The sequence below is a fragment of the Mesorhizobium sp. WSM4845 genome, from assembly GCF_055811455.1.
In genome coordinates this window covers 1-13,991 of record NZ_JBVVQA010000024.1, presented here as the reverse complement: position 1 = coordinate 13,991, position 13,991 = coordinate 1, and the positions used below count along the sequence as shown (strand labels likewise).

The 13,991-nt window shown below is 62.8% G+C and carries 13 protein-coding genes and 1 pseudogene; 11 read left to right on the top strand and 3 right to left on the bottom strand.

The annotated features are described in order from the left end of the window. Positions 1–19 precede the first annotated feature (19 nt). Together AC0L2C_RS23995 and AC0L2C_RS23990 are read right to left on the bottom strand one after the other, a co-directional pair. Complete coding sequence (locus AC0L2C_RS23995; RefSeq protein ID WP_473524614.1) at positions 20–1,663, bottom strand: MFS transporter; 1,644 nt, start codon at positions 1,661–1,663, stop codon at positions 20–22. A 64-nt stretch (positions 1,664–1,727) separates the two neighbouring features. After that, the gene (locus AC0L2C_RS23990) at positions 1,728–1,970 is read right to left on the bottom strand and encodes a hypothetical protein (RefSeq protein ID WP_473524613.1); all 243 of its coding nucleotides are present in this window, start codon (positions 1,968–1,970) and stop codon (positions 1,728–1,730) included. A gap of 153 nt (positions 1,971–2,123) precedes the next feature. Between AC0L2C_RS23990 and AC0L2C_RS23985 the strand changes: the two genes are divergently transcribed. From AC0L2C_RS23985 to AC0L2C_RS23970, 4 genes and pseudogenes are all read left to right on the top strand, one after another. Then, positions 2,124–2,468, top strand: a complete 345-nt coding sequence (locus AC0L2C_RS23985; RefSeq protein ID WP_287053279.1) for an ArsR/SmtB family transcription factor — start codon at positions 2,124–2,126, stop codon at positions 2,466–2,468. Then, positions 2,465–3,391, top strand: a complete 927-nt coding sequence (locus AC0L2C_RS23980; RefSeq protein WP_473524612.1) for an SRPBCC family protein — start codon at positions 2,465–2,467, stop codon at positions 3,389–3,391. The genes AC0L2C_RS23985 and AC0L2C_RS23980 overlap by 4 nt, the downstream gene beginning before the upstream one ends. A 1-nt stretch (position 3,392) precedes the next feature. Continuing rightward, the gene (locus AC0L2C_RS23975) at positions 3,393–3,575 is read left to right on the top strand and encodes a hypothetical protein (protein ID WP_473524611.1); all 183 of its coding nucleotides are present in this window, start codon (positions 3,393–3,395) and stop codon (positions 3,573–3,575) included. A gap of 40 nt (positions 3,576–3,615) precedes the next feature. Then, a pseudogene (locus tag AC0L2C_RS23970) lies at positions 3,616–4,165 on the top strand (dihydrofolate reductase family protein). Positions 4,166–4,318: 153 nt separating this feature from the next. Here AC0L2C_RS23970 and AC0L2C_RS23965 read toward each other — a convergent pair. Then, positions 4,319–5,350, bottom strand: coding sequence for a histone deacetylase family protein (locus tag AC0L2C_RS23965; protein WP_473524610.1), 1,032 nt, complete (start codon positions 5,348–5,350; stop codon positions 4,319–4,321). 141 nt (positions 5,351–5,491) lie between these two features. Here AC0L2C_RS23965 and AC0L2C_RS23960 point away from each other — a divergent pair, with 141 nt between their 5' ends. The 7 genes from AC0L2C_RS23960 to AC0L2C_RS23930 all read left to right on the top strand — a co-directional run bounded on the left by AC0L2C_RS23960 (position 5,492) and on the right by AC0L2C_RS23930 (position 13,821). Continuing rightward, positions 5,492–7,159, top strand: coding sequence for an amidohydrolase (locus AC0L2C_RS23960; protein WP_287173382.1), 1,668 nt, complete (start codon positions 5,492–5,494; stop codon positions 7,157–7,159). A gap of 144 nt (positions 7,160–7,303) precedes the next feature. Beyond that, the gene (locus AC0L2C_RS23955) at positions 7,304–8,398 is read left to right on the top strand and encodes an ABC transporter ATP-binding protein (RefSeq protein WP_287173379.1); all 1,095 of its coding nucleotides are present in this window, start codon (positions 7,304–7,306) and stop codon (positions 8,396–8,398) included. Next, positions 8,398–9,318, top strand: coding sequence for an ABC transporter permease (locus AC0L2C_RS23950; RefSeq protein WP_473524609.1), 921 nt, complete (start codon positions 8,398–8,400; stop codon positions 9,316–9,318). Before AC0L2C_RS23955 ends, AC0L2C_RS23950 begins: the two co-directional genes overlap by 1 nt. Continuing rightward, positions 9,311–10,114 carry an ABC transporter permease gene (locus AC0L2C_RS23945; protein ID WP_091594807.1) on the top strand — a complete coding sequence of 268 codons (804 nt, stop codon included), beginning with the start codon at positions 9,311–9,313 and terminating at the stop codon, positions 10,112–10,114. Before AC0L2C_RS23950 ends, AC0L2C_RS23945 begins: the two co-directional genes overlap by 8 nt. Before the next feature lie 29 nt (positions 10,115–10,143). After that, positions 10,144–11,178 (top strand): ABC transporter substrate-binding protein, encoded by a 1,035-nt coding sequence (locus tag AC0L2C_RS23940; RefSeq protein WP_023798018.1) that lies wholly within the window; start codon positions 10,144–10,146, stop codon positions 11,176–11,178. Between the two features lie 238 nt (positions 11,179–11,416). Then, positions 11,417–12,613, top strand: coding sequence for a serine hydrolase domain-containing protein (locus AC0L2C_RS23935; RefSeq protein WP_473524608.1), 1,197 nt, complete (start codon positions 11,417–11,419; stop codon positions 12,611–12,613). Positions 12,614–12,639: 26 nt separating this feature from the next. After that, positions 12,640–13,821 carry a serine hydrolase domain-containing protein gene (locus AC0L2C_RS23930; RefSeq protein WP_473524607.1) on the top strand — a complete coding sequence of 394 codons (1,182 nt, stop codon included), beginning with the start codon at positions 12,640–12,642 and terminating at the stop codon, positions 13,819–13,821. Positions 13,822–13,991: the final 170 nt, after the last annotated feature.

Genomic DNA, 13,991 nt, shown 5'->3' with positions numbered 1-13,991 from the left:
CGACAGGGCTTCCGCCAACCTAATGCTCGATTGGTCCTTTCGGCATGACGATCGCGGTGCCGGCGGTTGTCGGACGCTCGATCATGCGGCGGACGCGCGGCGGCTCGTCGCCGCTGTGCAGCGCCCGCAGGCGCTCGCCGACAACGGCGTCGGCATGGGTGGCCCGCTTGTTGTGACGGATGTATTCGAGCCATGTCGGCGTGTGATAGTGCTCGATCCATATTGCGGGATTTTCGAGATCGCGCGCCAGCGTCCAGTTGCGGGCGCCGTCACGGCGGCGGATGCGGCCGCGTTCGGCCATGGTGGCCAGGAATTCCGGCACGTCCTCCTCGCGGATGATGTACTCGATCATGATGGCGATCGGCCCGCTGCGCAGTTTCAGGTCGAGTGCAAGATGCGGCTCCTTGAAACGGTTCAGCGGATCGAGGTTGAGCACCGCCTGCTGCGGCAAAGGCAGCAAGAGGCCGATCCCGCCGCCCGCCAGCATCGCGACGGCGGCCGCGGTCAGAGCGAATTCGGCGCCTTGCGCATCAGCGACAACACCCCAGATCCAGCTGCCGAGGGCGATGCCGCCGAAGGTCGCCGTCTGATAGACCGAGAGCACCCGGCCGACCACCCAGCGCGGCGTCGACATCTGCACCGTGACGTTGAAATGCGCCAGCGCGACCACCCAGCAGGCGCCGCCGATGAGCAGCCCGAGCGACGTTTGCCAGGCCTGATCGCTGACGGCGGCATTGAAGGCGCAGAGCGCGAAGCCGGCGAATGCCATGCGCACCATCGTCTCGCTCGACAGGATCTGCCGCAGCCTGACGCTGATCAGCGCGCCGCCGACGGCGCCGATGCCGAAAGCACCGAGCATGATGCCGTAGGTCAAGGCATCGCCCTTGACGACATTGCGCGCCACCAGCGGCAGCAGTGCCAGGACCGCACCGGCGCTGAAGCCGAAAGCTGCACCCCTTACCAGCACCTTGCCGATATTGGGCGACATCGCGACGTAGCGCAGGCCAGCACCCATCGCCGCGCCCAGCGTCTCGCGCGGCAGTGTCGAGGCCGGCAATTCCGGCTTCCAGCGGGCCAGCACGATGATCAGCCCGACATAGCTCAATGCGTTGGCGGCAAAGGCCGCTGCAGCACCTGCGGCGGCAACGATGATGCCGCCGATCGCCGGGCCGACGCTGCGCGTCAGGTTGAAGCCCAAGGAGTTGAGCGCGACGGCCGCCGGCAGCTTGGCGCGCGGCACCATGTCGCCGACAGAAGCCTGCCATGACGGGTTGTAAAGCGCCGTGCCGCAGTTGATCAGGAAGGCGAAGACCAGCAGCGTCCACGGCGTTATCAAGCCAAGATAGGTGAACACGGTCAGCAGAACCGAGACGATCAGCATGAAGATCTGGGCAATCAGCATGACCTTGCGCCGGTTGAAGCTGTCGGCGATGGCGCCGGCAACGAGCGCAAACAGCATGATCGGCAAGGTAGTCGAGGCCTGGACCAGCGCAACCTGATAGGACGAGGTGGCGATCGTGGTCATCATCCAGGCGGCGCCGACGCCCTGGATCAAGCCACCGAAATTCGAAACCAGACTGGCGGACCATACGGCGCGGAAAATGCCGTGTCGGAACGGCGCCAGCGCCGAGACACGTTCGCTGTCCGGCTCGTCGTCGATCATCGATGCTTCCCCGACTTCAAATGCTGCGTTCTTCCAGAATCGGTGCCCTCATGCCGTCCTAGAATTAGAGCATGACCTCGCAAAGGGCGAACGCCTTTTCAAAGAAGATCATGGTCCAACAAAGAGATAGCGGTGGCGGGAACAGGTCGGCGGCCATTCTTGCAGGCCGCGTGAAGCGCTTCGGTGAGGTGTCCGACTTTCTGTCCGCCGCGCCGCTGCCTGCTGCCGTGAACCGATAAACGCGAACGGCTGAGATTGGTGGGAAGCGGACTGGCGGCTTCAGGATTTTGTCTTCGATTGCAAGCATCAGCCCGTGCGAGCATCGCTACGAGCAACTTCTCTGCGGACTTGGCAACAGAATCCGCCTGCTCCAAGAACTCGGCGCGTTGCGCAAAAAATACTTAGCGACTTGACGAAGTTTTCGCTTGCGCCACCGGCAATTTGGGCGATAGTTAGCGACATGGCTAAGCATGACCCTGATCTCTCGCTGCTCTTCCACGCGCTCGCTGATCCGACCCGCCGGTCGATCCTGACCCGGCTCGCCGAAACACCTGCGCGGGTAACGGATCTGGCTGGGCCCACGGGACTGCGGCTGCCCACGGTGATGCGGCACCTTTCCGTGCTGGAGGAGGCAGGGTTGATCACCACGTCCAAGGACGGGCGGATACGCACCTGCGCCATCGTACCCGAGGCTCTGGATCCAGCGCGAACATGGCTCGATGAACAGCGGGCCATCTGGGAATCTCGGCTCGACCGGTTGGACGCATTTGTGATGAATGTGATGAAGAAGGAACGCGCAGAATGACACAGAACCTCGCTACAAACAGTGCGACCCGTGCGGTGCCCGATGATAGGAAGGGCCGTTTTGCGACGCTGACCTTCGAACGGGACGTGGCCGCGCCATTGGCCGTGCTGTGGGAGGCTTGGACGGCGCCGGCCGCGCGGGCGATCTGGGCTGCGCCGTCGCCCTCGGTCCCCGTGGATTTTTTGGAGGCCGACACCAGGGTGGGTGGTCGCGAGATCTCGCTCTGCAAGGCAGAGGGCCAGCCGGACATCCGCTGCGAGTGCGGCTGGCTGGTGTTGCAGCCAGCGCTGTGCAGTGTGAACTACGAGGTGATCTCGTGCGAAGGCGTGACGCAATCAGCAGCGCTGGTGACGGCAGATCTCTCAGGCACGCACGAGCGCAGCCGGCTGGTCGTGACGGTGCAACTTTCCTCGCTGGCGCAGGACATGGAAGCAGGCTACCGGGCGGGCTTCGGTGCCGGCCTGGACAACCTCGCGGGCGCGGCCGAACGAACCATGGTGCTGCAGCGGGTGATTCAGGCGCCGCGGTCCATCGTCTGGGGCGCGTGGATGAACCCTGAAACGCTGCCGCAATGGTGGGGGCCGGAAGGCTTCTCCTGTCGAACGAAGAGGATCGACTTGCGAGCGGGCGGCGAGTGGGTATTCGACATGATCGCGTCTGACGGCACGGTTTTCCCGAACCACCATCTCTATAACGAGGTCCGGCCCGAGGAGAGGATCGGCTATACGCTGCATTGGGGCGAGAACGGGCCGAAACATGCCGACGCCTGGGCCTCGTTCGTGGATCAGGACGGGGCAACGAAGGTAACGCTGGGCATGGTATTCAGCACGGCTGCCGAGTTCCAGGAGGCGAAGGGCTTCGGTGCCGTGGAACTGGGACTGCAAACTCTCGGCAAACTGGAACGCTTCGTCGCATCCCGCTGAGATGCTGCGACTTCCGTCGGCCCGAATCAGGGCTTGCGGACGAGGTCTCCATGTCGCGCCTGTCCTCATCGGCGACGGCATCCGCCGCTTCAGTCAGAACGGCATGGTGCCGATCAGGCTGGAGAAGACCGAGCTCTCGGAAGCGGGGCAGATCACCAACATGCGCTTCCGCTTCACGGGATAGGCCGAGAATTCACAAAGGGATACACGAAGAGGAGGGTTCTATGAGAAAGCTGATCATATGGGACATGGTGAGTGTCGACGGCTTCTTCGAAGGTCCGGACAGGGACATCAGCTGGTTCGTCTTTGAAGAAGAACTTGAGAACTACATTCGTGAGACCCAGGAAAAGGCCGACACGCTGATCTTCGGCCGCGTGACCTACGAGCTCATGGCAGCCTATTGGCCGTCCGAGCAAGGCTGGATCGCAGATTTCATGAACAAGATCGAGAAGGTGGTCTTCTCGCGCACGCTGAAAAGCGCCGACTGGAACAACACGAAGCTCTTCAACGGCAATGTCGCGGAAGAAGTCTCCAACCTGAAGAGCAGGGACGGCGGAGACATCTTCGTGTTCGGCAGCGCCGACCTCACGGCGACCCTGATGGAGCACGGCCTGATCGACGAGTATCACCTCGGGATCAACCCCGTCATTCTCGGGAGAGGCACGCCGCTCTTCAAGGGCGGCCCGAACCGGATACGCCTGAAGCATCTCGAGACGAAGACACTCAAGTCAGGTGTTTGTCATCCTCCATTACGCGCCGGAGAGCAGACAATGACGATCGATCCGCTGTTTCCGGTCAACCACTTGTCGAATTGGGAGGGCCCGGGGAAGTGGCGCGCTCCAGACGATCGGCGGCCAAGTGGCGTAGCTGCCATCACCGCTGCGCTCTCGGGTCGAACGCCCGGGGCAGCCCTTTGGGCGACACGCATTACCGATCCTCGAATCCGGTCAGCACGCCGACCGCATTGATGCCGATTTCCTCGACGGCGTAGCCGCCTTCCATGACGAACAGCGTCGGCAGGCCGAGCTTGGCGATGCGACGGCCAATCCTGGGATAGTCGGCGCTTTTCAGCTTGAACCTGCTGATCGGGTCCTTCTCGAACGTGTCGACGCCGAGCGAGACGACAACGATCTCGGGGGCGTAAACTGCAAGTTTTGCGCAGGCGTCCTCCAGCGAAGCATTCCAGGCATCCCATGTGGTGCCGAACGGCATGGGGTAGTTGACGTTGAAGCCTTCGCCGGCGCCGGCGCCACGCTCGTCGGCATGGCCGAGGAAGAACGGATATTCGGTCATCGGGTCGCCATGCAGGTTCAGCACCTGCACGTCGTCGCGGCTGTAGAAGATCTCCTGCGTGCCGTTGCCGTGATGGTAATCGACATCGAGGATCGAGACGCGCCTGGTGCCCTGGTCGCGGAACCATTGCGCGGCAACCGCGGCGTTATTGATGTAGCAATAGCCGCCCATGAATGCAGCACCGGCATGATGGCCGGGCGGGCGGCAGAGCGCGAAGGCTGATATCTCGCCGCCCTTGACCAGAGCGGCTGCGGTCAGCGTCACATCGTAGGACGACTTGATCGCCTCCCAGGTGCCTTTGACGAAGCTGGCGCCGCCGTCGAAGGAGTAAAAGCCAAGCAGCGCATCGATGGTTTGCGGGCGCACATCGCCGCGCAAGCCGCGCGTCGGCCAGGTGAAGGGGATGGCCGAGCCTGTCCGGCCCGACGCTTCCCAGAGCGGCCATACGGTCGGCAGGAAATCGATGTAGTCGCTGGTATGCACCTGCTTGGCGGCTGCGAGGTCGTGGGTCTCGGGTGGCAGGATCAGGCCGAGCTTTTCGCTCTCCACCCTCGCCTTGATGAACTCGGCGCGCGACGGCTTCTCGAAGGCCGGCACGATGGCGCCGGCAATCAATTCGACATTGCCGGAATGGCCGGCATGGAGGGGCGAAAAAACAGTCTTCATGAAATTGTTCCGTGGTGAGATGCGGCGACCCTAGCCGTCTTGCACTGCCTTTCACAAGGCGCTGGGCCAACCAGCCATGGCTTGCTGGCACGGCAGCTACTCGTCTAGCCTGTCGGTAGCGCAACCGAACCGCGGGTAATCATGAGTTCAAATGCCGACCTGATCGTCATCAATGCCCGTGTGCTGACCATGGACGAAGGCCATCCGACGGCCGAGGCGGTGGCGATAAAGGACGGCAACATCCTCGCGGTTGGGGATCGCCGGACGATTGAGGCGCTGAAAGGGCCGGCCACGAAGATTATCGATGCGCAAGGCGGGTCGCTGGTGCCGGGCTTTATCGAAGCGCATATGCATCTTTTCGGCGGCGCGGCCGAACTCGACAATCTGCACCTTCAGGGCGTGCATGGCTTCGATGCACTGAGCGACGCGATCCGCGCCTATGCGGCGGCACGGCCGAACGCCAAATTGCTGCTTGGGGCCGGCGTCGACTACACCGTCCTTTCCAAGGAAGAGCCGGTCACCCGCCATCATCTCGACCGCATCATCGCCGACCGGCCGTTCGCCATGTCGGCTTCCGATCATCACACGATGTGGGCCAACACCAAGGCGCTGGAGTTGGCTGGCGTCCTGCACGGCAAGCAACTCGGTCCCGGCAACGAGATCGTCATGGGAGCGGATGGCCTGGCGGCGGGCGAATTGCGCGAGGGGGAGGCGTTCGGGCCAATCCTCGAGCTTTCGGGACAGAACCGAGTGCGGCTCGGCATTGCGACAGGTGGAGAGCCCGAGCCGTACCCTTCCGCCGCCGAAGTCGCGGCCGATCGTGACCTGATGCATCGCGGGTTGGAATGGTGCGCCCGCCACGGCATCACCTCGATCCAGAACATGGACGGCAATCTTTACCAGCTCGAGCTGCTAGCCGGGCTGGAACAGGAAGGGCGACTGCTCTGCCGCACCAAGATACCTTTTCATTTCAAGAACTTCATGACGCTCGACAGGCTGGAAAAGGCATCGAGCATGGCCAACTCCTACCAATCGGAATGGCTGTCGTCCGGCATGGTCAAGATGTTTTACGACGGCGTGCTGGAAGGCTGGACCGCGGTTATGGTCGACGACTATGCCGACCGGCCGGGCTGGCGGGGTGAGCCGCTGTTTACGCCGGAGCATCTCGCCGAGGTGGCGGTGGAGGCCGACCGGCGCGGGCTGCAGGTCGCCGTGCATTCGATCGGCGACGGCGCGGTGCGCGCGGTCCTCGATGGTTATGAGGCGGCGCGGGGGAAGAACGGCAGGCGCGACAGCCGGCACCGGGTCGAGCATATCGAGGTGGTCACTGCCGCCGACATACCGCGCTTCGCAGAGCTTGGCGTCATCGCCTCGATGCAGCCGCCGCACCCGCCCGGCGCCATGGACTTCCCGCTGGAGCCGACGCTTTCGCGCATCGGCCGCGAAAGATGGCCGCTGAGCTATGCCTGGCGGACGCTGAAGCAGGCGGGCGCGCATGTCGTCTTCGCTTCCGACTGGCCGGTGTCGCCGATCGATCCGATCCTGGGCATTCAGGCGGCGGTGCTGCGCAAACCTTGGGCAGAGGGCGATCCCGACCAGAGCTTTTCGCTGCATGAATCACTAGCGGGCTACACGGTGGAAGGCGCCTATGCCGAGTTCATGGAGCACCGCAAGGGCCGCCTCAAGCCAGGCTTTATGGCCGATCTGGTGGTGCTCTCAGCCGACATCGAGACGACCGCGCCGGAAGCGCTGCATACGGTGCGGCCGGTGACGACGATCTGCGGCGGCAAGATCACCTACCAGGCCTGACGGTGGCACGGGAATTGCGTCCTAAATCGACGTTCAGATGTATGATCGACATTCAGATGTGTGCTTGCCAAGCCATGCGCCGTGTGCTGACAATCGAGTGGGAACTGGATCCGCCAGAAGAGCGGACACAAGAATGGGGTAATCGTGCCGGAACAACCGGGTAGAAGTGCAATTGAAGTTCGTGGCGTCCGCAAGGTATTCGGTAGCGGAGAGTCACAGGTCGCCGCCCTCGACACGGTTTCGGTGTCGATCCGCGAAAATGAATTCTTCACGCTGCTTGGTCCGTCCGGCTGCGGGAAGACGACCCTTCTAAGGCTGATCGCCGGCTTCGACTTCCCGAGCGCCGGCGAGATCTTGCTGCACGGCCAGGACATAGCGCCGCTGCCGCCGTTCAAGCGGCCGGTCAATACCGTGTTCCAGAACTATGCGCTGTTCCCGCATATGACGGTGGCCGAGAACATCGGCTTCGGCCTCGAAATGCTCGGCAAGCCCAAGGCCGAAGTGAAGGCGCGGGTCGCCGAGATGCTGAAGCTGGTCAAGATGGAAGCGCTCAGCAACCGCCGCACCAGCCAGATTTCCGGCGGCCAGCAGCAGCGCGTGGCGCTGGCGCGCGCCTTGGCGCCGCAGCCGAAAGTGCTGCTGCTCGACGAGCCGCTGTCGGCGCTCGACTTCAAGCTGCGCAAGGAGATGCAGATCGAGCTGAAGCGGCTGCAGCACGAGACCGGCATCACCTTCATCTTCGTCACCCACGACCAGGAGGAAGCGCTGACCATGTCGGACCGCATCGCGGTGATGTCGTCGGGCAAGATCCTGCAGGTCGGCACGCCCTGGGACATCTACGACAAGCCGGCGGAGCGCTTCGTCGCCGACTTCATCGGCGAAACCAATTTCCTGACGGCGGCCATATCAGGCATGGGCAACGGCAAGGCACGCGCAACGCTCAAATCCGGCGCGACCATAGACGCGACTGTGGCGGAAGGCTTCCAGCCAAAGGACAATGCCACCGTGGTGGTCAGGCCCGAACATGCCAAGCTGACCAGCGGCAAGGGCGACCTGTCGGGCACGGTGGAAAACATCGTCTATTTCGGCACCGACACGCACATCCATGTTCGCCTGGACAGCAGCGAGAGCTTCACCGTGCGCCAGCAGAACACGCGCAGCGCCGGCTGCGGTTTCGAGCGGGGCGACAAGGTCGGCATCTCGATCGGCAACGACGCCGCGCAAGTGCTGAGGGATTGATGGCGAGCGCGGAACAAGTCGCTGAGGAGGCCGAGCGCCGAGAGATCCGCGATCGCTGGCTGCTGTCGGCGCCGGCGCTGATCATCATCTTTCTCGCCGCGAGCGGACCGCTGCTGATCGTCGTGATCTATTCCTTCCTGACGCCGGGGCCCTATGGCGACGTGGTGTGGAAATTTTCTACCGACGGCTGGCTGTCGGTGTTGATGCAGCGTGACATCTTCGACGACACTCTGGCCTTCGCAGATGCGCATTTGTCGATCTTCTGGCGTTCGATAAGCCTGTCGTTCTACACCACCGTGCTGACGATGTTCTTCGGCTTCCCCACAGCCTATTTCATCGCCACGCGACCGCCGAAGACGCGCGAGGTCTGGGTTTTCCTCGTCACCATTCCGTTCTGGACGAATCTCCTGATCCGCACCTTCGCCATGCAGCAGGTGATCCGCAACGAAGGCCTGGTCAACACGGCGCTGATGGCGCTCGGCATCATCAAGCAACCGCTGCAGATCATGAATACCGACGCCGCCATCTTGTTCGGCATGATCTATATCTACCTGCCTCTGATGGTGCTGCCGATCTACGCCTCGATGGAGAAGCTCGACTTCCGGCTGGTCGAGGCCGGATATGACCTCTACGCCGGTCGCTGGCAGGTTCTGCGCCGCATCATCTTCCCGTTGATCAAGCCCGGCGTCATAGCCGGCTCGATACTGGTCTTCATTCCCTCGCTTGGCGCCTATGTCATTCCGCGGGTGCTGGGCGGCGGCAAGAACATGATGCTCGGCAACCTGATCGAACTGCAGTTCGGCGCGGGCCGTAACTGGCCGCTTGGCGCGGCCATCTCAATTACGCTCATGGTGCTGGTGATGATCGCGCTCCTGTTCTACGTGCGCAACGCATCCGGGTCGCGGGGCGCCCATGGCTAAGCGTCCGTTCGACATCCAGGCGCAACCCGGCTTCGGGTTCATGGCGCTTCTGACCTTCTTCGCGCTCTATCTGCCGATCGCGGCGCTCGTCACCTATTCGTTCAACACGGCGGATTCGCTTTCGCGCTGGGACGGCGTCTCACTGCGCTGGTTTATTTCGGCCTGGCACAATTCGGCCGTGCAGGACGCCTCCGTCCGCTCGCTCGTGCTGGCGGTCTCGGCCGCCGCGCTGTCGACGATCGCCGCCACCATGGCTGCGCTGGCCACGACCCGCACGCGGCCCTATCCCGGCCTTACCTTCAAATACGCCTTCATCAACCAGCCGCTGATGGTGCCGGAGATAGTCACCGGCGTCGCGCTCCTGATCGTGTTCTCGCGCATCAAGGTCTGGACCGGTTACTCAGGACTCGGTTACCTGATCGCCGCGCACACCGCCTTCTGCATCCCGTTCGCTTACTTGCCGATCCGGGCGCGGCTGGAGAGCATGGACCTGACGCTGGAGCGCGCAGCCGCTGACCTATACGCCACGCCCTGGAAAGCCTTCCGTTTCGTGACGCTGCCGCTCTTGAGGCCGGCCATCATCGCGGGCTTCATGCTCGCCTTCGTCATTTCGCTCGACGATGTGGTCATCACCGAATTCGTCAAGTCCGGCGGCCAGGATACGCTGCCCACCTACATGCTCGGCCAGTTGCGGCGCGAAACGAGCCCGGAAATCAATGCGATCGCCACGGTATTCCTGGCGCTGTCGGTGGTGCTCGTAACCGCGTTCTACTTCGTCAATCGGCGCAAGCCATGACCAACGATTGCCAAAACGGGAGAATAGCAATGAAATGGAAGACCACGGCTGCCACGGCGGTATTCGCAATGTTTGCCTTTGCGGGCAGCGCGTATGCGGAAGGCGAACTCAACATCTTTAATTGGGGCGACTACACCAGCCCCGAGATGATCAAGAAGTTCGAGGATACCTATAAGGTCAAGGTGACGATCACCGACTACGACTCCAACGACACCGCGCTAGCAAAGGTACGCGCCGGTGGTCATGGCTTCGACATTGTGGTGCCGTCGGCCAACTACGTGCCGATCTGGGTGAAGGAAGAGCTTCTGCTTGAGGCCCGGCCCGACCAGATGGAGAACTTCAAGAATGTCGACGAGCGCTGGGTGAACGTTCCCTGGGATCCGGGCCGTCATTATACGGTTCCGTGGCAGTGGGGCGTGAGCGGTATCGGCGTCAACACAAAGGTCTATGACGGCGACATCAACACCTCGGCCATCTTCCTCGATCCGCCGAAGGAACTGGTTGGCAAGATCAATGTCTCGCCGGAAATGAACGACGTGCTGTTCGCCACCATCAAGTATCTGGGCGGCGACTGGTGCACGGACGACAAGGAACTGCTCAAGAAGGTGCGCGACAAGCTGGTGGAGGCCAAGCCGAAATGGCTGGCCATGGATTATAGCGTGACCGAGAAGCTACCGGCCGGCGACTATTCGGCCGTCTACTACTGGAACGGCGCCATCATGCGCTCGCGCATCAAGAACCCCGACATCAAGTTCGGCTACCCGAAGGAGGGCTTCCCCTTTTTCATGGACAGTGTTGCCATCCTCAAGGATGCCAAGAATGTCGACAACGCCAAGCTGTTCATGAACTTCATCATGGATCCCGAGAACGCCGCCATGATCTCCGCCTTCGCCAAATATGCCAATGGCATCAAGGGCTCGAAGGCATTCATGCCAGCCGACATGAAGGATGCGCCCGAACTGGTGGTACCGCCAGAACTGGAGAAAGCGGGCGAGTTCCTCACCCCTTGCTCGCCCGAGGTGCAGCAACTCTACACGCGCATCTGGACGGACGTTCAGAAATAGCGGCACTCCGCCTTCTTCCGCGCGAGCGGGAAGAAGGCGGGTCAAGGGCCGGATGAGGGGTAGCGCTGAATTCGCAGCGTTCGCGCCGCCCCTCACCTGGCCTGCCGGCACTGCCCTTCGCCATGGCGTCGGGCGTTCGTCACTCGAAAGGCCCATTCGGGGGCTTTTTCGTCCGCTGTGCAGACCGCTCCTCATCCAAGTGAACGGAAGAGCGGCATGCGGCGGCAGGGAAATTCTCATGCAGTCTTACCGCAACTCCGATCCGCGGCCGCCGATCATGCAGGGCTCACCGCCCAGGATGGTGCCGCCGAAGCTCGACTGGGACAGGGAACCTTGGAATCGCTGGGCATTCCAGCACATCCGCGAAATCCTGCCGACCGTCGAAGTCTGGCGCGGCAATGGCCATCGCCGCCGGTTTGAGCGAACCGAGGTCGATCTCGACGCGCTGCCGGTGAGCGACAGCACAGGTCAGCCGACGACGCTGGCCGGGCTGCTGGACGAAACCTATACGGATGGGTTCCTCGTGCTCAAGGACGGCAAGATCGCCTATGAGCGCTATTGCAACGGCATGACCGAGCGCACACCGCATTTGTCGCAGTCGATGGCGAAGTCGGTCACCGGCTCGGTGTTCGGCATATTGGTCGGGCGCGGGCTGATCGATCTCACCATGCCGGTGACGACTTATCTGCCGGAGCTGGAAGCTACCGGCTGGGCCGGCGCCAGCGTGCAGCATGTGCTCGACATGACGACTGGCGTGCGTTTTTCCGAGGAATACACCGACCGCTGTTCCGACATCAGCCAGGTCGATGTCGCCAGCGGCTGGAAACCGGTGCCGCCGGGCAGCGACCCAGCCTTCGAGTGGCCGTCGCATATCTTCGAATTGATCCTGCGGCTCAAGGAGACAAGCCGGCCGCATGGCGCCGCCTTCGAATACCGTTCGATCGAGACCGACGTGCTCGCCTTCATCATGGAACGGGTGACCGGCAAGCGGCTGGCGCAACTGGTTTCGGAAGAACTCTGGCAAAAGCTCGGCGCGGATGAAAGCGCCTGCTTCACCGTCGACAGCGCCGGCTACGCCATCGCCGATGGCGGCTTCAACGCCACGCTGCGCGACTATGGCCGTTTCGGCCAGCTGATCCTCGACAATGGCGGCGGCGTGGTGCCGGCCGACTGGATCGAGGCGACGCGCACCGGCAGGCATGGACCGGACTTCAATCCCAGCCTGCCGCAAGGCAGCTACCGCAACCAGTTCTGGATCGAGGACCCGCGTTCGCGCGCGCTGATGTGCCGGGGCGTGTTCGGGCAGCTGATCCATATCGACTGGAACACGAGAATGGTTGTGGTGAAGCTTTCGAGCTACCCCGATTTCACCAGCATCGCCTATTCGGTGGCGACGCTGAAAGCCGTGCACGCGATCGCCGCCGCGCTGGCCTGATTTTCCAAAAATTAAGAGGAAACGCCATGACCGGCAAGACCGCGTTCGAGACCAGACACGGCTTTGCCCGCAACCAGGTGCTGCTCGGCAACTGGCGCGAAAGCCCGTTCAGCCGGTGGTCGTTCCAGAATGTCGAAGAATTGGTGCCGAGCGCACGCGTCGCTGCAGCGTCAAGCGGCAGTGAGGCGCCGGCACGGGATATTGGCGGGCTGCTTGACGAAAAGGTCGCGCTGGCTGGGGGCCCGGAGACCGTTGCGGCCTTTCTCAGGCGTTCCGACACCGACGCGCTGACGATCATGAAAGCCAGCAAGTTCGTCGGCGACTGGTTTGCACCGCATATGCAGTTCGGCGCCCGCCACATCATCTTCTCGATCAGCAAGTCGCTGACCGCCATTGTGGCCGGCATATTGGAAGGCGAGGGGATTTTCGATCCGCAGGCTCCGGTCACCCGCTACCTGCCGGAAGCTGCCGGCTCGGCCTATGGCGATGCCAGCGTGCGGCATGTGCTCGATATGAGCGTCACCCTCGACTTCGAAGAAGCCTATCTCGATCCGGAAAGCGCCTTTGCCCGCTATCGCCGCGCGACGCTGTGGAATCCGGGCGGCGGCACCGAAAGCCTGGCCGACTTCATCCTGACGCTGCAGCGCCTTGGCGAGCCGCATGGCCGGACGTTCCGCTACCGCTCGCCCAATTCCGACCTGCTCGGCATCCTGCTCGAACGCGCGTCCGGCCAGCGCTTCGCCGAGTTGATGCGCGAGAAATTGTGGCTGCCGCTTGGTGCAACGAGCGAAGCGTCGGTGACAGTCGACATGGCCGGCACTGCGCGCACAGCCGGCGGCATTTCGCTGACGCCGCGCGACCTGGCGCGGGTCGGCGAGATGATGCGGCAGGGCGGCACGGCCGATGGCCGCCGCATCGTGCCAGAAGCCTGGGTGCGCGACACTGTCAGCACAGGCGGAGATGCTGAGGCCTGGCAGCGTGGCGCGATGGCGTTCCTTTTTCCACAAGGCCGCTACCGCAACAAATGGTACCAGACCGGCGCGGCAAGTGGCGCTTTTTGCGGTATCGGCATCCACGGCCAGTGGCTCTACGTCGATCCCAAGGCGGAGGTGGTTATCGCCAAGATGTCGTCGCAGCCTGAGCCGGTCGACGAGCCGCTCGATGTCGATATGGTCACCTTCTTCGATGCGCTGAGCCGGATGGTCTAGCAGGGCAATCGTATCCGACTGGCAATGTCAGCGCTGCCCCTCATCCGCCTGCCGGCACCTTCTCCCCGTATAGTGACGGGGAGAAGGGGGCTGTGTCCGAACCGGATAGATAGGTAACAGAATGGACTGATTGCATGGGTGACAGTTTTCTCCTTCGCCGGGAGGACCGG